This window comes from Mucilaginibacter sp. SJ (genome assembly GCF_028993635.1).
Classification (GTDB): domain Bacteria; phylum Bacteroidota; class Bacteroidia; order Sphingobacteriales; family Sphingobacteriaceae; genus Mucilaginibacter.
The window spans coordinates 1,077,593-1,097,647 of sequence record NZ_CP118631.1 but is presented as its reverse complement, the minus strand read 5'-3'; the positions used below and the strand labels follow the sequence as shown (position 1 = coordinate 1,097,647).

Here is a 20,055-nt window from a genome sequence, read left to right as displayed (position 1 = left end):
TTTTTTGCCCATTTTTGAAAAAAGCACCAGGTAAATTTTGATGCTGAACTGGATGGCCTGAGTTAAAAAGATTTGTAAGAAAAATCAGTATTTCATCTTTTAATTGTTTTTATTACATTAATTACTGTACGAAATCGATTGCTTTTAAATATTTAAAAAAAATCATGGTATATCCCGTTTGGTTACGATTTACCCAGGGTGTATCCGCTATAAACTTTAATTTTTAAATAGTCCGGTTATTAAAAAAGGCCTGTTCGAGATTCAGGTTTTAAATAGAGTGAAAGATTTTCAATATTTTTCTAATAATTGTTGTTTTGACAATAAAAGTTTTTACATTTAGCTTTCTATAGTAGCCCAACCTATTTAATTATAAACCAGTTAAGACCAATTCATGGAAATTTTGAACGATGCTCATATTATTGAGCAATTAAAATTGGGGAACAAGGAGGCCTTTGAAGCAGTATTTAAAAAATACTATAAGCTGCTTAACGTATCGGCCTTTTATATTTTAAGGGATGAAATGGAAGCTGAAGATACCGTTCAGGGTTTTTTTGTTGATCTTTGGGAGAGACAATTATATACCAATATTAATTCGTCATTAAAAGCTTATTTAACTACAGCAATCCGCAACAGATGCCTCAAAAAAGTTGAAAGCGAAACACGAACGCAAAAAAAATTAGTAGATTATAAATATACACTTACCGAAATAGAGGAGGAGGAGGAAATACCTGTACCAGAAATTTATCCTGAAAAAGTGCTGGCCGATTTGTCGATACAGCGGATGCAGGCTTTTACCCTGGTGCATTATGAGCATAAAAAGTATAAAGATGCAGCCCTTGAAATGGGTATTAGCATAAATTCTTTGAAAACTCATTTAAAATTGGCAATAAAAACTTTAAAAGAAGGGTTAAAAAGTGCCAAATAAGTTCACCCTTTTATCCATAATGAGGTCTTATAAATAATGACATACAATAAAGCGTATTTTCAGGAACTGATAATTGAGCAAATTACGGGGGTAATAAGTGAGGAAGACGGTCATTTGCTCGAACAGGCTATACAAAATGATCCCCGGATTAAACAACTGTGGGATGAAATGCAACAGGTACTTACTTCAGATAAGGCTCAAACCTTTTTTAACAATATTAATGAAAATAAAGCCTGGGATACAATCCAGCGCGAAATAAAGCCGGTACGCTCGATCAGGCCCGACTGGACAGGCGCAATAAAATGGCTTTCTGTAGCGGCTTTATTATGTATCGCTTTTACTGCTGGATATTATTGGCGGCAAATACCTGTTAATACTCTTGTTGCTGCAAAAAAAAATCTTAAAACACCGGCCATCGAGTTACGGCTGGCAAACGGGCAGCATATCAACCTGTCTGATACCAGCAAAAAGGTGATTAATATGTCGTTTGCTCATTTAAATAAAGGTGTTAACGGTTTAAGTTACCAGGTGGATAATAATAAAAGTGAGGAGTGGAGCACACTCGTTATTCCTTCAAAATTAAACTACCGGATAGTACTTTCAGACGGTACACAGGTTTGGTTAAATTCGGTATCAAGCCTGCGCTTTCCGTTTTCATTTTTAGGCAAAACCAGGGAAGTGTATTTAACAGGCGAAGCTTTTTTTAAAGTTGCAAAAAATGCTGCTTACCCTTTTATAGTTCATACGGGCCAAACTGATGTAAAAGTTTTAGGTACGGAGTTTAATGTAAATACTTATCATGCTGATGAAATAGTAACTTCGTTGGTTGAAGGCTCGGTATCAACAAGCGGTCAGGATAAGCAAAAAATGCTTTTACAACCAGGCTACCAGGCTGTTTATACATCGGGGGCCGGGTTCCGGGCTCAGCCATTTGATCCTGCTGTTGAACTGGCCTGGATGAATGATATTTATTATTTCCATAATACTAAACTTCACGATATAAGCGATGTGCTGCTCCGCTGGTTTGATGTAAAAGTAGTTTTTGACGATCCCGCGACAGCTGATGAAGCATTTAGTGGCGCCATTCAAAAAAACAAACCAATTGAAGTTTTCATTCAAAATATTAAGGCATCTGCAGGAGTTTCTGCCCTTTTAAAAGAAGGGGTTTTACACATCAGGTAAGAAAACGACGTCGGTTAAACCACAACTTGTTTCCTGGTTATTTAATGCCTGGCCCCTTAAGCGCCATGGAAATTATTTGCCCTTGTTTGTCAAATGGATAGTATTTGTAATACATTGAAATAGTGTCGATTAACAGTGTCTGTTTTTCATTGTAATAAAAAAAATACAATTTTTCTTATTTCCGTTCACCCGTTTTAGCAAGAACAGGTCTTAGAGAAAACCAAATCGTAAACCCAATAAATATGGAGAGAATTCTATTCAGCCGGCGGCTTATACTGCCCTTTATTTTTCTTTTATTGGTAACCCGGTATGGCGCTGTACAAGCGCAGAGTACGGGACCAATAACACTTAAAAAGGCCAACATCAGTTTGGCCGAAGTATTTAAAGCAATCAAAAAGCAAACGGGCCTAACCGTTTTTTACAGTAACACGCTGTTGAATGACAAAGAACTTGTTACTGTAGATTTTAGAAACGCTGAATTAAAAGAAGTGTTCGGCGTTCTTTTGAAAGGAAAAAGCCTGAATTATGTAGTGCGCGACCAACTCATTGTTATTGAAAAGAGTGAACCCGCACCCGTTGTAAACCCTCCCAAAAAAGAACCTGCAGGAGCCGTCGTTCCTAAAAAAGTGCAGGGGATTGTTTCTGATGACAAGGGCCTTACTTTACCAGGCGTAACTGTTAAGGTTAAAGGCGGCACCAATGGAACGCAATCAGACATTGATGGTAAATATACCCTTAATTTAAAGGAGAGCGGAAGTTCAATCATCGTGTTTTCATTCGTAGGCTCAAAATCGCAGGAATTTGACCTTGCAAACTATTCTCCGTCAGCAGCCGGCGTTTATAAAATAAACGTGCAAATGGGCGCTGATAAAAATGCACTTGAAGAGGTTGCAGTTGTTGCCTATGGTACGCAAAAAAAGACAAGCCTTGTTAGCTCCATTACCACTGTAAACCCTAAACAACTTAAAGGGCCATCAAGTAACCTTACAACGATGCTGGCAGGTGTTGTACCCGGGATGATCTCCTATCAGCGAAGCGGCGAACCTGGTGCTGATAATGCCCAGTTCTTTATAAGGGGTGTAGGGACGTTTGGTGCAGGTAAGGTTGATCCGCTGATATTAATAGATGGTATTGAATCGGGCACTACCGATCTGGCAAGGCTTCAACCGGATGATATATCGGGCTTTTCGGTATTGAAGGATGCTACAGCTTCATCATTATACGGTGCGAGAGGTGCAAATGGCGTAATATTGGTTACTACCAAACGTGGCGATGTAGGCACTGTGAAATTCAATATCCGCGGTGAAAACTCAACATCCTCAAACATCAAGAATATTGATCTGGCTGACAATATAACGTATATGACACTGGCCAACGAGGCTGTGCTTACGCGTAATCCATTGGGCATTTTACCTTACTCGCAAAATAAAATAGATCATACGGCCAAAGGTGATGATCCGTTGTTATATCCTAACAATAACTGGATCAAGCAGTTGATCAAAACCAAGACCAATAACCAGAGATTCAATATGAACGCCAGCGGCGGATCGGAAAAAGCTAAGTATTATTTAGCCATGACCTACAATATTGATAATGGTAACCTGGCCGAAAACAGCCTTAATAATTTCAGCAACAACATTAAGCTGCAATCATACTCCATTTTGTCAAACACCACCTTAAACCTCACTAAAACCACTGAAGCAGTAGTGAGCTTAAAAGGTCAGTTTGATAGTTATCATGGGCCGATAAATGGTGGCGGCTATACTTTTTTAAATGCTTTATGGAGTAACCCGGTAGCTTTTCCGGCTATTTACCCCGGCAACCTGTTGCCATATGTAAGTCATCCGCTTTTTGGTAATGCTATCATACCCGGTGGCGGCCTGTATATGAACCCATACGCGCAATCTCTGTCTGGTTACCAAAGTTCCAATACCAGCACATTGACGGCGCAACTAAATTTGAATCAAAAGCTCGATTTTATTACCCAGGGCTTATCCAGCAGGGTAATGGCATACACAACCCGTTATTCATACTTCACGGTTTCCCGCCAATACAGCCCTTATTACTACCAATCAAACGTACTTAACGGTCAATTTAATGGTTTAACTTTACTTAATAGCGGAGCGGCAGGCAGCGTAGGTGCCACTCCAACGGAGTACTTAACTTATAGCCCCGGAGGAAGTGTATCCAACGCAACCACATATATTGAAGCAGCGGTAAACTACAGCCGCACATTTGGGCAAAAACACGCTGTTAGCGGCTTGTTAATTGGTACAATGCGCAATTATCTTACAGCTAACGCACCAACGCTTCAGCTATCCCTGCCATCGCGTAACCAGGGCGTATCAGGCAGATTTACCTATGGCTATGACAATCGTTACCTGGTTGAATTTAACTTTGGTTATAACGGCTCGGAGCGTTTTGCCAGCAACCACCGTTTTGGCTTTTTCCCATCTGTGGGTGCGGGTTGGGTGGTATCAAACGAGAAGTTTTTTGAGCCACTACTGTCAACCATTGACAACCTTAAATTCAGGGTTACTTATGGTTTAGTAGGTAACGATCAGATTGGTTCGGCTAATGATCGCTTCTTCTATCTTTCTGATGTTAATTTAAATAATGGTTCTAATGGCCAATTCGGTACTAATTATTCCTATAGCAGGCCTGGCGTAGTTACCTATCGTTATGAAAACCAAAATATTACCTGGGAGCAATCAAAGCAAACCAACATAGGTATGGATTTAACGGTAGCTAAAAACTTTACTTTAACTGTAGATGCCTATCAGCAAAAGCGTGATAACATCCTGATGGTACGTAGTACTATACCTACTTCAATGGGGTTACAGGCCAATATATCCTCAAACGCCGGTAAATCATCGAGCAAGGGTATTGATATCGCCATGGATTATAAAAAGAACTTTAATAATTCATTTTGGATTCAATCGCGCGGTACGCTTACCTATTCCCAAAGCAAACTGTTAAAAAACGAAGAACCTCTTTACAGCGATAACCTGAAATACCTCAGCAAGGTTGGCAACTCTTTAAGCCAGATCTATGGCCTCCTGGCCGAACGGTTGTTTGTTGATGATAAAGATGTAGCCAATTCACCGGTGCAAAGCTTTGGTGATTATAAAGCAGGCGATATCAAATATCGTGATATGAATGGCGATGGTAAAATATCCAGCTCGGATGTTGTGCCAATAGGGTATCCCCTGGTACCCGAAATTATTTATGGCTTCGGTTTTTCTGTAGGGTATAAAAATTTCGATATCAGCGCATTCTTCCAGGGATCAGCACGCTCATCTTTTGTTATCAATTCGGCAGATATTTCTCCTTTTTACCTGGTAAACGGCTTGCAGAGTAACGGCCTTAACTCCGGTAACCAAAGTGGTTTGTTAAGCACAATTGCTAACGACCACTGGTCGGAAGATAACCGCAACCCATACGCTTTTTGGCCAAGGTTAAGTACTAATATACAGGGTAATAATACCCAAACATCCACATGGTGGCTGCGTAACGGCTCATTTGTACGTCTTAAATCGGCTGAGTTGGGATACAATTTCAACAAGAGTCAGCTCAAGTTTATCCATTTGAGCAGCGCACGTATTTATTTAAATGGCTTAAACCTGTTAACCTTAAGCAGCTTTAAACTCTGGGACCCTGAAATGGGAACATCTGGATTGGGGTATCCGATTCAAAAAGTGTTCAACTTAGGCTTAAGGGTAGAATTTTAAAAGCTTTCAAATCAGTTATATGAAAACTAATTTTATAAAAAAAATTAAGCATTCAGTATTGGGCCACGCAACTAAAGGGAATATTACCCTTTTAATGGTTGGCTTAATAATGATTGTGCCGGTATCATCCTGTAAAAAATCTTTTTTGGATGTTGTTCCTGATAACGTGTCAACAATAGCAAATGCTTTTGTTTCAAAAACCGAGGCAGAAAAGTACCTGTTTACCTGCTACTCATACCTCCCAACAGAAACCGATCCTACTTATAACGTTGGCCTTACTGCCGGCGATGAGGTTTGGGTAGAAGACCCTGCCAATCACATCAGGTCGACAAACGTACTGCAACTGCCAAGAGGCTTCCAAAACTCGTCGGACCCTATTGCCAATTATATGAACGGCACCAGGGACGCAGCGGCAAACTACAAAGCCATACGCGATTGTAATGTTTTTATTGAAAATGTAAGCGACAAGGGCAAAGTGCTTGATTTAGATATCGATACCCGCGAACGCTGGATAGCCGAAGCACAGTTTTTAAAGGCATTTTATCATTTTCAACTTTTTAGGGCTTATGGGCCAATTCCAATTATTGATAAAAACCTGGCCATCGATGCACCTATTGACGAAATAAGGGTTAAACGCCGCCCGGTTGATGAAGTTGTAAACTATATTGCTAATTTATATGATCTGGCAGCTGCAAAGTTACCTTTAACGATTCGAAATGAAGGGAGTGAATTAGGCCGGGTTACTAAAGGTGCAGCATTAAGTATGAAGGCAAAACTGCTGGTTACAGCTGCGAGCCCGCTTTTTAATGGCAACCCTGATTATAGCTCATTCAAAAATAAAGACGGTGAACAATTATTTAACCCAGCTTTTAGCGCCGAAAAATGGCAACGCGCAGCAGATGCGTGCAAAGCCGCTATTGATTTTTGCGAAACTCAAAGCATACACCTGTATACGTTTCCTGCACCTACTATTCCGCTTAGCCAAACTACCATGACGCAAATGAGCATCAGGAATGCGATGAGCGAAAAGTGGAATGATGAGCTGATATGGGGTTTAACCGCTAATAATAATATCAATTACAATTCTTTTTTCCAGTCGATGTGCGCGGGGCAGTATGATTTTAATAATGCCGACGCCGCAAAATCAGCAAACCGCCCGTTGCTTGGTCCTACCATAAAAATGGCTAAGATGTTCTACACTAAAAACGGCGTACCTATTAACGAAGATAAAACGCTTGATTTTAGTGATATATCGCAGTTGAGGGTGGGTACGCACGATGAACGTTTTAATATCAAAGAAGGAGAAACAACTGCGAGGCTCAATTTTGACAGAGAACCGCGTTATTATGCCGACCTTGGATTTGATCGCGGTGTGTGGTATATGGCCAACAGCCCAACCAAAACCGACGAAGATACCTGGTGGATGAAATCCCGCGGCGCCGAAGTAGGTCAATCGTCACCAATACCAATTGCCGGCTTTTATATGAAAAAAGCACTGAACTGGCATTATGAATGGGCAACTGTTACCTATATCAACTATCCGTGGCCCGAAATGCGTTTATCTGATCTTTATTTACTTTATGCGGAAGCATTAAATGAAGCACAGGGACCTGTAGCCGATGTGTATACCTACGTAAACCGTATAAGGGCAAGGGCTGGTTTGCCTACTGTTCAGGAGTCGTGGTCAAATTACAGTATCAACCCAACTAAATATACCACTAAAGATGGTATGCGTTCAATCATTCAGCGCGAACGCAGCCTTGAGCTTTGCTTTGAAGGACACCGTTTCTGGGATCTGCTGCGCTGGAAAACCGCAGGAGTTGAGCTTAACGGAAACGTAACGGGTTGGTCAATCAGCGAAAACTCGCCTGAATTATATTATCGCGAACGCACCATTTATTCGCGGCATTTTGTGATCCCACGCGATTATTTATGGCCTATACAGGAAAACGACCTCCTGGTTAACCAAAACCTGGTGCAAAACCCCAACTGGTAAATGCATAGCAATAATATGTTTAACATTAAAAGCATTAACATGGAAACACGGAAATTACAAGCTGCTTTCTGCATTTTACTATTAATGATAGTAATAGCAGGCTGTAAGCAGGAATCACTCAATAAACCTACTATAACCAATAACAATGGCCCGGGGACTGTAAGCAACGTACAGGTACAAAACCTCAATGGTCAGGCTACTTTAACCTATTCTTTACCAGGCGATAACGATCTTTTTTATGTAAAGGCTGTTTACGAAACTTCGCCTGGCAAAACCCGCGAAGTAATAGCATCGCATTACACCAACAATTTAACTGTGGATGGCTTTGGAGATACGCTGGCGCATGTAGTAAAACTATATGCGGTTAATTCCAGCGAAAAAGCTTCGGCACCGGTTTCAGTCACAGTAAACCCTTTAACACCTCCTTTTTTACTTGCTTTCCGGTCGCTAAAAGTAACACCTACTTTCGGCGGTTTTAATGTCACTTGTGATAACGCAGCTAAAGATAACCTTGCTATTGTACCAATGGTTGATACCGCCAATAATGGCCAATATGTGCAGCCAAAAGGAATGGATAATATATACAGCAACAGCGTTTTAATAAAGGCAGCAGTAAGAGGCCAGCCGGCTATTGAACGTAAATACGCGTTTTTTGTGCGGGACAGGTTTTTGAATAAATCCGACACTTTGTTTTTGAAATTTACACCATTTTACGAAGAGCAATTTGCAAAATCGGATTGGTCGGTTTATAAGTTGCCGGGTGATGCTACCAATTTGTATTCGTATACTGACGTAACCAAGATTTTTGACGGGAACTTTACAGGTGGCTGGCCAAATTGCCTCTTTACGGTTGAGAGCGCCGGCAGTCCGCAAATGGTAACTATCGACCTTGGCAAGCAGCGTGTATTCAGCCGTTTTATCCTTAATCCTTTTATCGAGATAGGTAACGTGTACTATGTAAGGGGTAACCTGCGTGATTTTGAAATATGGGGGTCAAACGCACCAAACGTGAATGGCGCGCTGGATGCATCATGGACAAAATTAGTAACCTGTAATATAGTGAAGCCATCCGGTTCTCCATCGGGTACGGAAACAGCTGCTGATTACAAATACGCTCATGACGGATGGGGCTTTGATTTTCCGGCCGGTTTAAGTGGTTATAGGTATCTCAGGATCAGGAGCCTGCGTAACTGGACAGGATCGTACTTTATGAGTATCAGTGAGTTTACGCTGTTTGGAAAATAATAAGGCTTACTTATTTATCAATTTAATTTCAATCATGAAACTATATAAAATAACATCATACTATCTGTTGGTACTGGTAACTTTCGTTGTAAGTGCCTGTACTAAAATGGATGATTACAAAAAGAAATATGAGCCGAACGGGCCAATTATATATCCGGGAAAGCTGGATTCGGTACAGGTGTTTTCGGGCCGGAACCGCGTACTGTTAACCGGGCTTTTTACATCCGATCCTAAAATTATAAAATACCGGGTATATTGGAACAGTAAACAAGATTCAATAGAAACTCCGGTAACCCGTACTTCAGGAGTTGATACGGCAAAATTGTTGATACCTAATTTACCAGAAGGGATCATGACTTTCGAAATCCGTACTTATGACAATGGGGGGCATGTATCTATCCCGGTTACACTGGCAGGCAACGTATATGGCAGTTTATACCAAAGTTCGCTTAGTAACCGCGGTATAGCCAAAGCAGAGCTGCAAACAGATGGCTCGGCCTTAATCAACTGGGCTGATGTGAATGCCGATGATGGTTTGCTCTCTATGCGGATTAAATTTACCGATGCTTCCAATAAGCAGCATGATACGTTGATTATTTCATCACCAACCGGGTTAAGCACATCACTGCCTAAATTTAAAGCAGGTAGCGTGATCACTTATCGTACCGCGTTTAAACCCAACAAAACCGCTATTGATACATTTTATACAGATTACCAGGATCATAGCGTTAAGGCTGATGTGACAAGTATTTACCTCTCAAATACAGGCCCTTTTCAAAGGAACACCTTTGATGGTCGTTGGGGAACACTTGCCGCGCCGTGGATAACCAACGCGGCAGCCAAAAATAAAGATGGCGGTACTAATGGTGGCTATAGTTCTGATGGCGGTGGTACCATTAACTGGGAAACATGGAATAATACCCCGGTGGTAAACGGTATAGTATATCAGGCTACCTCATCAGCATTGCCTGCAGGTAATTATATCGTCTCGTTCGATTCTTATTCGGAGGTGCAATCAAATTCATCTGTTTATTGTGTCGCAGCTGCCGGAGGGAACGGCATCCCGATACTCGCAGACCTTTCAACAGCGTTGGGATCTGTAAAGATGTATAACGGCGCAAATGTAGGTACAACCGGTCCGAGTTCAAGGGAGGTGAAAACCTTCACTTTTACACTCTCTTCATCGCAGGTAGTATCCATAGGATTTCTGGGTAATCTGGTCGGTAATGGAAACCCGGGCAATTACTTCACGGTGTTTAATATTAAATTGTTTAAAAATTAAGAATGATAAAAAGTCCCTGGTATTAGCCAGGGACTTTTTACTTTAATATAGCTATCGTTTACAATTTAGCTTATTCATAAATGGCTACATGTACAGGTTCGTCCTCAGGTATTTCCTCAATTTGAGCTGATATTGATTTTTTTGTAGCATTTGAGGTAATAAAACTCATGCCAAGTGCAAGTAAAAGCAGGGGTATTGCCATCCAGATTACCTGATGGATACCATAATAAGCAATCACAAAACCACCCAGTAAAGTGCCCAATGTAATACCTGCATTAAAGAAGGAGGGAAGAAGGCTGTTTACAAAGTCAAGCGCTGGTTCCTGAATGCCATGGGTAAGCTGTATATTTGCCGCCAAAAATCCTCCGGTGTGTATAAATCCCCAAACCGAAAGAATAATAACCATCGGAATAAAATGTCCGCCAAACAGATAGGCCAATACATGGGTTGCAACTAAGGACAGCAAAAACAGCCGCGTTGTAAGCGTTACATTTTTACTAAGCGCTACACCCATAAGCCAGTTGCCCGCTATCCCTGTCCCGCCAAATACCAGTAACATGATGCTAATTTGAGTCCCGCTCATACGCGAAACTTTATCCAGGTATTCGGCAAGATAACCATAGGTGGCAAACATGCCTGCCAGGATAATGGTTGAAGCCAGCAGCTTAATCCATAAGTGTACACTCCGCAGCAGCTTTACCTGGCTTTTGGGACTTGCCTGTTCCTCATTAACCGGCATTGAAGGTGCAAATAGTGTCAACGCACCAAAGGCTAATAAGTTAATGACGGCTGATAAGATAAAAGATGCCCTCCAACTAAAAAGATCTGCCATGTAGGTGGTTAAGGGCACCCCCAACACGGTAGCAACGCTAAGCCCGGCCATTACTATCGAGATGGCTTTTGGCGCATCTTTTGGCCCCGCCTGTTTTGCAGCTGCAGTCATGGATACTGCCCAGAATACGGGGTGTAAAAACGCCGGTAATATACGGGCAATCATAAGCACGGTGAAGTTCGGCGCTATCGCCGATAACAGGTTGGAAATAACAAATATACCTAATACCAGGCTCATCACAAATTTGCGGTTAAGGCGCGCTGTAAGCATATTGGTAAACGGCCCCGCAAGCGCCACAGTTAACGCGAAGGCACTAAGCAGCCAGCCAGCCGTATCAATGGAAATATGAAACTCTTTCACCAGATCAGGAAGGATACCGATAACTCCGAACTCCGTGGTTATGATACCGAAGGCACCAAGGGCCATAATGTAGATTATTTTATTCATGAGTAGATATATTTAAATATTTGAATGTTTCGATGTTCTTAAGTTGAAATAGCGGGTTAAGTCAAAAAATATTAATACTTAGCTTTTCAATTCGGTCAGGCAGGCGATGTACTCATCAAGTACCTGCTGGTTCAATACATATTTAAGGTTGCGGCCTTCTTTTTGCGATAACAATAAATCGGCATCAACCAGTTGTTTAAGGTGGTGTGATACGGAAGGCTGCGTAAGGTCAAGCAGATCATTTACTTCCGCACAGTAAAGGCAATCTTTCCTTTTTTTAAACTGTTGCAAAATAGCTATCCGGTTTGCATCGCTCAGCGCCCTGGATATTTTCTCTATTTTTTTGTTGTCCATTTTCTTACTCTCGATGATATACAATCAACGTTATAGTGCAAAGGTAAAATAATATTAATACATAGAAATGTTTCGATGTATTTAAAGCGCATAAATGACAATAGAAGGATATACATGGGCACACCTCAGGGGCGGGAGGCTTCTGAGGTGTGTTCAATTTTGTCACAAACACACCCGTTTGTTGGCACTTTTGCCTGTTTAATAGTGATGGTGCTGAGTGTTAATTTTATGGTATGAAAGTAGTAAGAGTACAATATACCACACGCCCCGAATTTGTGGCAACCAATCAACGCAACATAACTGCCATTGTTGAAGAATTAAAAACCTTAAATCATCCCGGTATCAAGTATACGGCGTGGTTATTGTCCGATGGTAAAACATTCATGCATTTTGACCAGCTCGAAAATGAAGAGGCCCACCTTGTATTACAGGGGCTGGCTTCGTTCCATAAATTTGCTGACGAACTTGAGGCCAGTGATTTAGAAGTCGAACCTAAGCTTGAGCTGCTTTCGCTTGTGGCGTCTACTGAGACCTATTTTTAATGCTCTGAAACTACTGTTTGCCGATTGGTAAAGCCGTTTCTGTTTTCGCAGCCTTCATCACGAGTTTGGTTTCCACTTTGCCAATAGCAACGACTGCGAAAAGCCGGTTCATCAAAAAATCATAGTATTCTTTGCGGTCTTTTACGGTTACCTTAAGGATAAAGTCAAAATCACCGGTGAGATGATAGCATTCCAACACTTCCGGGAGTTTAATGATCTCGCTTTCAAAATGGCTTAAGCTGTGCTGGCTGTGGTCCTTCAGTTGCACATGCGTAAAGGTCATGAAATCCAGTTCAAGCTTTTCATGATCAAGCACCGCAACATATTTTTTTATATAGCCGCGTTCTTGTAATGAGCGGATCCTATTATTAATCGGTGTAGTGGTTTTGTTAAGCTTAAGGCCTATCTCCTGACCGGTAAGGCGCGCATTTTCCTGCAAAAGCTGGAGTATGCGGATATCTGTTTCATCGAGCTGGTTGAGCATAAGAGTTATAAAAACTAAAATATAAGCTTTAAATATTTATAAAAAGTTCTAAAACCTGTTTTTAAGAATGTTTTTAGTCTTGAAAACCAAATTTTAAGTGTTGTGTGGATTATGAGATTGTGAATATACAATTTTACATCGTAATACTATGAAGCACGACAAAAAACAACCATCTCCGGTAATCCTTGTTACGGGTGCCCGAGGGCAGATCGGTACCGAACTGGTTGCCGCTTTAAGAAACGTTTATGGCAGGGAACAAATAATTGCCACCGACTTACATGATGCTGCGGCAATCCCGGATTTAGAGGGGCCATATCATCAGTTAAATGTATTAGATAAAGATGAGCTGGAAAACCTGGTTGCTACCTATGGAGTAACTCAAATTTATCACCTTGCAGCTACCTTATCTGCCAAAGGAGAAGAGGCCCCGCTAAAGGCATGGCATCTGAACATGCAAAGCCTGCTCAATATATTGGAAGCAGCCAAAGATCATAAATTGGATAAAGTGTTCTGGCCGAGCAGCATTGCCGTATTTGGGCCATCAACAGCACGTAAAATCAGTCCGCAGGATGCTTTGCTTGACCCGCAAACGGTTTATGGTATCAGTAAGGAAGCTGGTGAACAGTGGTGCGCCTATTACAGGGAGCATTATGGGCTGGATGTGCGCAGCCTGCGTTATCCAGGATTGATCAGCTACAGCGCCCCGCCTGGCGGCGGCACCACAGACTATGCAGTAGCTATATTTCACGAAGCTTTGCAGAATGGATGTTACGATTGCTACCTGAACCCCGACACCGCATTACCTATGATGTATATGGATGACGCGGTAAGGGCTACGCTTCAACTGATGAACGCGCCTGTGGAAGCACTCAAAGAACGCGGAGCATATAATATCGGTGCTTTAAGTTTTACACCTGCCGAACTTGCCGCAGAGTTGAAAAAGCACCTGCCCCATTTTACCATTAGTTATAACACAGATAAGCGCCAGTCTATTGCAAACTCGTGGCCGGCCGGTGTTGATGATGCTGAGGCAACACGCGACTGGAGCTGGTATCCTGAATACAACCTTGCTGCTATGGCAGCAGATATGCTTGGTCATTTGGCACTTGTTTATAAAAATAACAGCAACACTGCAGCAGTGAGTTAAATAAGGTTTTAATGAGAGACCTGAATATTACCCAATCGATCACAGCCCGGGATGCTGCTTCGCTGGAAAAGTATTTTAGTGATATTACCCGCGAGCCAACTATCAATACGGAAGAAGAAGTTCTGTTAGCCGGGAAGATCCGGCAGGGAGATCTGTCGGCTTTGCATAGGTTGGTAAAGGCCAATCTGCGTTTTGTGGTTTCCGTGGCAAAAAAATATCAGCACCAGGGCATGCCCATGGGCGACCTGATAAGCGAAGGTAATTTGGGTTTGCTTGAAGCCGCGAAACGGTTTGACGAAACCCGCGGCTTCAAATTTATATCTTATGCAGTTTGGTGGATCAGGCAACGAATTATGGAAGCACTGTTGGATAAAACACGGATGATCCGACTGCCTGCCAATCAGGTGGATATGATTGTACATGTTAACAGGGCTACAGGGGTTCTGGAACAAAAACTTGAACGACTGCCTGTTCAGGATGAAATAGCGGCATTCCTGGAAACTGCTGAATGGAAAGTAAAAGAAGCTTTGCAAGCTGCTCCTTTTACTCATTCGTATGATAAAGCTGATACGCCCGGCAATGAGGGATATAGCCTGCTTGATCGGTTACATACTGATGAACCTGGAATAGAGGCCCTTTTGGAAGCCTTTCAACTTAAACAACAGCTTGATGATTTGCTCGGCAAGCTAAACGATGCCGAACGATCTGTTATATTTTATCATTATGGCCTGAACGGACACAGCGAGCTCTCGGCCCCCGAAATCGGTAACCGACTTGGTATTAGCGCAGAAAGAGTTAGGCAGCTAAGAAACCGGGCAATTGATAAGCTTAGGGAAAGTGCTAATTTGAAAAAGCTTAAAATTTAAGATAAGCAGGCAGGGATTTTATTTTCTGTGTCTTAATTTCTTTCAGTACTTTACTCCTCATGAATTTCACCAGTTCATTGTTCAGGGTTAATTTGCCGACTAAAATAAATTCTTGAACCATTTATCTTGCATCTGCTGAATTAAGCAAACGTTTGCGCTAAATTAAGATCGCAGGAAATTAGGCATTACTATTTAACCTTTATAATTTAGAAGCTTAAAAACATCATGGTCGGTACACTTATACACGGTCAATCATGTTCAACTCTACAATTGCAAATGAAAAAAATACTCCTCTCTTTATTACTGCTAACCCTCACAACTTCACAGGTTTTTAGCCAGGCGAAACATAGTTTTAAAATTGCTGATGGTAATTTTATTTATGATGGAAAACCTATCCAGATCCACTCAGGCGAAATGCATTTTGCAAGAATTCCTAAAGCTTACTGGAAGCAGCGCCTGCAAATGCTCAGGGCAATGGGCATGAACGCTGTTGCTACTTACGTTTTCTGGAACCATCATGAAGTTAGTCCGGGTGTATGGGACTTTAAAACGGATAACCGCGATATCCGCGAGTTTGTAAAAACCGCACAGCAGGAGGGCTTAATGGTAATATTAAGACCAGGCCCCTATGCATGTGCCGAATGGGAATTTGGCGGCTATCCGTGGTGGCTCCAAAATGATAAACAATTGGTTATCCGCAGTAAAAACGATCGTTTCCTGGACTCCTGCAAAACTTACATTAACCAGTTGATGGGGCAGGTTAAAGACCTGCAAATAACTCATGGCGGGCCAATAATTATGGTTCAGGCCGAAAATGAATTTGGATCATATGTAGCCCAGCGTAAGGATGTGCCGCTTGCCGATCATAAAATTTACAGCGCAGCTATAAAAGACCTGCTTTTAAAAGCGGGCGTTGATGTGCCATTGTTTACTTCTGATGGCGACTGGTTGTTTGAAGGCGGCGTAATTAAAGGGGCATTGCCAACTGCCAATGGCGAAGGCGATACCAAAAATTTGAAGAAACTCATTAACCAATATAACGAAGGTAGAGGCCCTTATATGGTGGCCGAATATTATCCCGGCTGGCTTGACCATTGGGGCGAGAAATTTGAAAAAGTATCAGAAACATCGGTAATCAAAGACCTGGAGAAGTACCTGAAAGATACCGTATCATTTAATATATACATGGCACACGGTGGCACCAACTTTGGTTTCACAAGCGGTGCTAATTACGACAAGGAACATCAAATTCAGCCGGATATTACCAGCTATGATTACGACGCTCCTATTAGTGAGGCAGGATGGGTAACTCCCAAGTTTACAGCTATCCGCAACCTTATGAAAAGGTACGCAGCCTATGCCATTCCTGAAGTGCCCGCGCAGATCCCTGTGATCGGGATCCCGGCTATTAAGCTTACCAAAACAGTCGATTTGCTGGAGATGGCGAAAGCCCAGCAGGCAGTAGAAAGCGATACCCCACAAACATTTGAAGCGCTTAATCAGGGCCATGGTTATGTATTATACAGCCGTAAATTTACCCAACCTGTCAGCGGCACTTTAAACCTGGAAGGTTTGCGGGATTATGCAACCATATATGTAAATGGCGAAAAAGTTGCGGAGCTTAACAGGCAAAGTAATAAATTCAGCTGCCCTATAAATATTCCTTTTAATGCGCGTTTGGATATTTTGGTTGAAAACCTTGGCCGGATCAATTACGGCGGCGAGATCATTCACAATCTTAAAGGAATCATCAGCCCGGTGAAGATTGACGATCATGAAATTACAGGCAACTGGCAAATGTATAAGCTGCCCATGGATAAAGCTCCTGCGCTTGGGGCAGGCACAACAAACACAGCCGGCCATCCAACACTTTACCAGGGAACATTTGACCTGAATAAAGTGGGGGATACCTTTTTAGACATGAAGAATTGGGGTAAAGGCATAGTATTCGTAAACGGCATCAACGTTGGCCGCTATTGGAAAATTGGCCCGCAGCAAACGCTTTATTTACCAGGCTGCTGGCTTAAAAAGGGTACAAACAGCGTTGTTGTGCTTGATCAGTTGAATGAAACTCAACAAACTGAAATCACTACAGTAACCGTACCGGTATTAGATGGCCCGGTAAGTAAATAATATAATTTAACTTAAGCAACGACGGCAGGAAATTATCCTGCCGTCGTTTTTATGGCTGTTATTCAGCAGGGTTGGGTTTTTGTATTAACTATTACTATTTAAACATGGGCGCAATTTAACCTATTGTTTATATCAATAGATAAGCCTTAATAATAGTTCTAAATATTCGTACGGGTTGTTATATTCACACTTAATTATGAAATCCTTAAGTTAGGTTAAGGAAAATAAATCCTGTTTCATATTCCCGAGCAAAACAAATTTGCAAGCTTTTGATTTGATAATAAGTGCCGTAAATCAATGAAGATCAGTAAGATTCTATACGTTATACTTATATTATTGATCGGAACCATAGTAAGGGTATCTGCACAAAATAACTATGTAGCCGCGGTGCACGGCGTACTCGACCTTCGCAATCAGCCTGTCAACGATAAAATTGAACTGGCTGGAAACTGGCTGTTCTACTGGAACCAATTGATAAATCCCAATGACACTACTGCTATTAAGGACAGGCTTTTGGTTGAGTTTCCGTTTAAATGGAGTGGGTATACCTGGCGGGGCAAAAGGCTACCTGCGTTTGGCTATGGTACTTACCGGCTCAAAGTTTTACTTCCCCAGAAGCACGGCGAATTAAAGCTGGCCATGCCTGATGTTTACAGCGCATACAGGCTTTATATTAACAAAAAGTTAGTATCGTCAAACGGGAAGGTAACTACTTCCGGAAAAGGATTTGAAGCACATTGGGAATATCATGCTGTTGATCTGCCCAACATTGATACCATCAATATCACACTGCAAATTTCTAATTTTATACACAGTAAAGGAGGGATCAGTAAACCTATATTCATAGGGCCTGCAGAAAGAATTGACCTGGCCCGGCATCGTGCCGAAGGTATTGACCTGATGCTGACAGGCTGTTTATTAATGGGCGGGCTATTTTTCCTTGGCTTATACTTGCTGGGCAGTCGCGACAAAGCCATTTTACTTTTTGCCCTGTTCTCTATAGTTTATAGTTACCGGATCATAGGTACAGATAACTATGTGCTGCACACCTTATTGCCCGATATTAACTGGTACGTAACAGCCCGGCTGGAATATATGAGCTTATTTTCAGGAATAGGCTTGTTCGGCCTTTACACGTTATACTTATATCCGGCAGATGTAGATCGCCGGGTTGTAAATGTTATTAATGGCATTTGCTTTTCGTTCACTTTAATGACATTGTTTAGTCCTCCCTGGATTTTTACCCAGTTAGTGAACCCTTTTTTAGCAGTGATGCTGTTTTGCCTGGTTTATATTCCATATGTATACTCAAAAGCATGGCGCAATAACAGGCCCGGATCTGTTTATGCTTTAATGAGCGCGTTTGCTTTAATGTCAGTATTTGCGATATCGCTTTTTCATTACTGGGCATTAATACCTCCGCTGCAACTGGTTAGCTTTTTAGGATATATCGCTTTTTTCTTTTTGCAGTCGCTTGTGTTAGCGCACCGGGTATCATTTGTATTGAAAAAGGCAAGGGCCGAAGCCGAACAGGGTTTAAAAGTTAAAAGTGAATTTTTGAGTACGATGAGCCACGAAATCCGGACACCGCTTAATTCGGTAATAGGGATGAGCCATCTGCTGCTTAAGAACGAGCCACGCAAGGATCAGATCGAACATCTCGACGTTATGCTTTTTTCGGCTAATAACCTTTTGGCAATAGTGAATGATGTATTGGATTATAACAAGATAGAAGCCGGGAAAATAACTTTTGAAAACATAGAGATGGACCTGGCTGCAATTGCCCGCAATGTAGTAGGTGGTTTGCAAACAGTAGCACATGATAAGGATATAACCCTGAAGCTTGATTTTGATAAGAGATTGCAGCATAAACTGCTTGGCGACCCCACCCGCTTGTCGCAGGTAATTACTAACCTCGTTCATAATGCCATAAAGTTTACCCCAAGCGGCGAGGTAGTGTTAGGTATTGAGGTGAAAGAACAAACCGAAACCACAGCCACGTTAATGGTGTTTGTTAAAGATACCGGTATCGGTATCCCCCGTGGCAAACAGAAACTCATATTTGAGCGCTTTACCCAGGCCGATTCGTCCATATCACGCAGTTTTGGTGGGACAGGTTTAGGTCTTGCAATCAGTAAAAAAATATTGGAGTTACAGGAGTCGTCTTTACAATTGATTAGTGAGGAAGGGGTAGGTTCGGTATTTTATTTTATTAAAACCTTTGAAAAAGCCGGTAAAATATCAGAGGCGGTTAATGTTAACGTTAAACCCGATGCAAATGATAAGCTCCTGAGCGGGATCTCTATTTTGCTGGTTGATGATAACCCGATGAATGTGCTGGTAGCGCAAACTTATTTAAAACGCTGGGGGGCTATTACTGATGTGGCAACCAACGGACAGGAAGCACTTGACAAGCTGGATACGTTAAAACATCGCCTTGTGCTGATGGATTTGCAAATGCCTGTGATGGATGGGTATGAATCCACAAAAAAAATGAGATTGAACGGCATAAGCATTCCCATTATAGCCCTTACCGCCAATCTTCCCAAAGATGTAGAGGACGAAGCTTATAAAACAGGTTTTGATGACATTGTGATGAAACCTTTTTTACCCGATGAGCTGCATAGTAAAGTATTACATCACGTTTTTAAGCAGGAGCATGTATAAGATCTTCCTGAATCAAACTCTCTGTTCGTTTTTTAAATAAAAATTCATTTGCTCATAGGGGTAAAATGATCCTGGCGTGTTTCAGGATAAATTTTACTAAAATGAACAGATTAGCTTCCTTATTACTTCTTATTACTTTTATTTACTCTCCCGATAATAATTGGGCCAGGCGGATAATTGAGGAGAATAAATGGATAAACATCCTTACAACCATTAATTACC

14 protein-coding genes are annotated in these 20,055 nt (G+C 41.7%); 11 read left to right on the top strand and 3 right to left on the bottom strand.

Annotated elements, in window-relative coordinates:
• The first annotated feature begins 391 nt into the window (after positions 1-391).
• The 6 genes from MusilaSJ_RS04355 (at position 392) to MusilaSJ_RS04330 (ending at position 10,361) form a co-directional block, all read left to right on the top strand.
• Positions 392-925, top strand: coding sequence for an RNA polymerase sigma factor (locus MusilaSJ_RS04355; RefSeq protein WP_274988844.1), 534 nt, complete (start codon positions 392-394; stop codon positions 923-925).
• Between the two features lie 36 nt (positions 926-961).
• Positions 962-2,107 carry a FecR family protein gene (locus MusilaSJ_RS04350; RefSeq protein ID WP_274988843.1) on the top strand — a complete coding sequence of 382 codons (1,146 nt, stop codon included), beginning with the start codon at positions 962-964 and terminating at the stop codon, positions 2,105-2,107.
• A gap of 242 nt (positions 2,108-2,349) precedes the next feature.
• Positions 2,350-5,838, top strand: a complete 3,489-nt coding sequence (locus MusilaSJ_RS04345) for a TonB-dependent receptor (protein ID WP_274988842.1) — start codon at positions 2,350-2,352, stop codon at positions 5,836-5,838.
• Positions 5,839-5,857: 19 nt separating this feature from the next.
• The gene (locus MusilaSJ_RS04340) at positions 5,858-7,834 is read left to right on the top strand and encodes a RagB/SusD family nutrient uptake outer membrane protein (protein ID WP_274988841.1); all 1,977 of its coding nucleotides are present in this window, start codon (positions 5,858-5,860) and stop codon (positions 7,832-7,834) included.
• Positions 7,835-7,873: 39 nt separating this feature from the next.
• Positions 7,874-9,079: a DUF5000 domain-containing lipoprotein gene (locus tag MusilaSJ_RS04335; RefSeq protein WP_274988840.1), complete on the top strand. Its 1,206-nt coding sequence runs from the start codon at positions 7,874-7,876 to the stop codon at positions 9,077-9,079.
• 34 nt (positions 9,080-9,113) lie between these two features.
• Positions 9,114-10,361, top strand: coding sequence for a DUF4998 domain-containing protein (locus MusilaSJ_RS04330; RefSeq protein ID WP_274988839.1), 1,248 nt, complete (start codon positions 9,114-9,116; stop codon positions 10,359-10,361).
• Between the two features lie 70 nt (positions 10,362-10,431).
• Here the strand turns inward: MusilaSJ_RS04330 and MusilaSJ_RS04325 are convergent, their stop codons facing one another.
• Positions 10,432-11,640, bottom strand: a complete 1,209-nt coding sequence (locus MusilaSJ_RS04325; RefSeq protein WP_274988838.1) for an MFS transporter — start codon at positions 11,638-11,640, stop codon at positions 10,432-10,434.
• A gap of 78 nt (positions 11,641-11,718) precedes the next feature.
• Positions 11,719-11,994: an ArsR/SmtB family transcription factor gene (locus MusilaSJ_RS04320; protein WP_274988837.1), complete on the bottom strand. Its 276-nt coding sequence runs from the start codon at positions 11,992-11,994 to the stop codon at positions 11,719-11,721.
• A 233-nt stretch (positions 11,995-12,227) separates the two neighbouring features.
• Here MusilaSJ_RS04320 and MusilaSJ_RS04315 point away from each other — a divergent pair, with 233 nt between their 5' ends.
• Positions 12,228-12,536, top strand: a complete 309-nt coding sequence (locus tag MusilaSJ_RS04315) for a hypothetical protein (RefSeq protein WP_274988836.1) — start codon at positions 12,228-12,230, stop codon at positions 12,534-12,536.
• A gap of 10 nt (positions 12,537-12,546) precedes the next feature.
• Here MusilaSJ_RS04315 and MusilaSJ_RS04310 read toward each other — a convergent pair whose 3' ends face one another.
• The gene (locus tag MusilaSJ_RS04310; RefSeq protein ID WP_090525447.1) at positions 12,547-13,020 is read right to left on the bottom strand and encodes an Lrp/AsnC family transcriptional regulator; all 474 of its coding nucleotides are present in this window, start codon (positions 13,018-13,020) and stop codon (positions 12,547-12,549) included.
• A 148-nt stretch (positions 13,021-13,168) separates the two neighbouring features.
• Here MusilaSJ_RS04310 and MusilaSJ_RS04305 point away from each other — a divergent pair, with 148 nt between their 5' ends.
• The 4 genes from MusilaSJ_RS04305 (at position 13,169) to MusilaSJ_RS04290 (ending at position 19,833) form a co-directional block, all read left to right on the top strand.
• The gene (locus MusilaSJ_RS04305; protein ID WP_274988835.1) at positions 13,169-14,167 is read left to right on the top strand and encodes an NAD-dependent epimerase/dehydratase family protein; all 999 of its coding nucleotides are present in this window, start codon (positions 13,169-13,171) and stop codon (positions 14,165-14,167) included.
• Positions 14,168-14,178: 11 nt separating this feature from the next.
• Entirely contained in the window at positions 14,179-15,033 is an 855-nt protein-coding gene (locus tag MusilaSJ_RS04300; RefSeq protein WP_274988834.1) for a sigma-70 family RNA polymerase sigma factor, read from the top strand.
• A 276-nt stretch (positions 15,034-15,309) separates the two neighbouring features.
• Positions 15,310-17,166 carry a glycoside hydrolase family 35 protein gene (locus MusilaSJ_RS04295; RefSeq protein ID WP_274988833.1) on the top strand — a complete coding sequence of 619 codons (1,857 nt, stop codon included), beginning with the start codon at positions 15,310-15,312 and terminating at the stop codon, positions 17,164-17,166.
• Positions 17,167-17,463: 297 nt separating this feature from the next.
• Positions 17,464-19,833, top strand: coding sequence for an ATP-binding protein (locus MusilaSJ_RS04290; protein ID WP_274988832.1), 2,370 nt, complete (start codon positions 17,464-17,466; stop codon positions 19,831-19,833).
• Positions 19,834-20,055 lie beyond the last annotated feature (222 nt).

What these genes read in the sequence shown, in the direction of transcription:
- MusilaSJ_RS04305 (WP_274988835.1), top strand. Translation starts at nt 13,169, where the DNA reads ATGAAGCACGACAAAAAACAACCATCTCCGGTAATCCTTGTTACGGGT.
- MusilaSJ_RS04355 (WP_274988844.1), top strand. Translation starts at nt 392, where the DNA reads ATGGAAATTTTGAACGATGCTCATATTATTGAGCAATTAAAATTGGGG.
- MusilaSJ_RS04310 (WP_090525447.1), bottom strand. Translation starts at nt 13,020, where the DNA reads ATGCTCAACCAGCTCGATGAAACAGATATCCGCATACTCCAGCTTTTG.
- MusilaSJ_RS04300 (WP_274988834.1), top strand. Translation starts at nt 14,179, where the DNA reads ATGAGAGACCTGAATATTACCCAATCGATCACAGCCCGGGATGCTGCT.
- MusilaSJ_RS04330 (WP_274988839.1), top strand. Translation starts at nt 9,114, where the DNA reads ATGAAACTATATAAAATAACATCATACTATCTGTTGGTACTGGTAACT.
- MusilaSJ_RS04295 (WP_274988833.1), top strand. Translation starts at nt 15,310, where the DNA reads ATGAAAAAAATACTCCTCTCTTTATTACTGCTAACCCTCACAACTTCA.
- MusilaSJ_RS04335 (WP_274988840.1), top strand. Translation starts at nt 7,874, where the DNA reads ATGGAAACACGGAAATTACAAGCTGCTTTCTGCATTTTACTATTAATG.
- MusilaSJ_RS04290 (WP_274988832.1), top strand. Translation starts at nt 17,464, where the DNA reads ATGAAGATCAGTAAGATTCTATACGTTATACTTATATTATTGATCGGA.
- MusilaSJ_RS04315 (WP_274988836.1), top strand. Translation starts at nt 12,228, where the DNA reads ATGAAAGTAGTAAGAGTACAATATACCACACGCCCCGAATTTGTGGCA.
- MusilaSJ_RS04345 (WP_274988842.1), top strand. Translation starts at nt 2,350, where the DNA reads ATGGAGAGAATTCTATTCAGCCGGCGGCTTATACTGCCCTTTATTTTT.
- MusilaSJ_RS04350 (WP_274988843.1), top strand. Translation starts at nt 962, where the DNA reads ATGACATACAATAAAGCGTATTTTCAGGAACTGATAATTGAGCAAATT.
- MusilaSJ_RS04320 (WP_274988837.1), bottom strand. Translation starts at nt 11,994, where the DNA reads ATGGACAACAAAAAAATAGAGAAAATATCCAGGGCGCTGAGCGATGCA.
- MusilaSJ_RS04340 (WP_274988841.1), top strand. Translation starts at nt 5,858, where the DNA reads ATGAAAACTAATTTTATAAAAAAAATTAAGCATTCAGTATTGGGCCAC.
- MusilaSJ_RS04325 (WP_274988838.1), bottom strand. Translation starts at nt 11,640, where the DNA reads ATGAATAAAATAATCTACATTATGGCCCTTGGTGCCTTCGGTATCATA.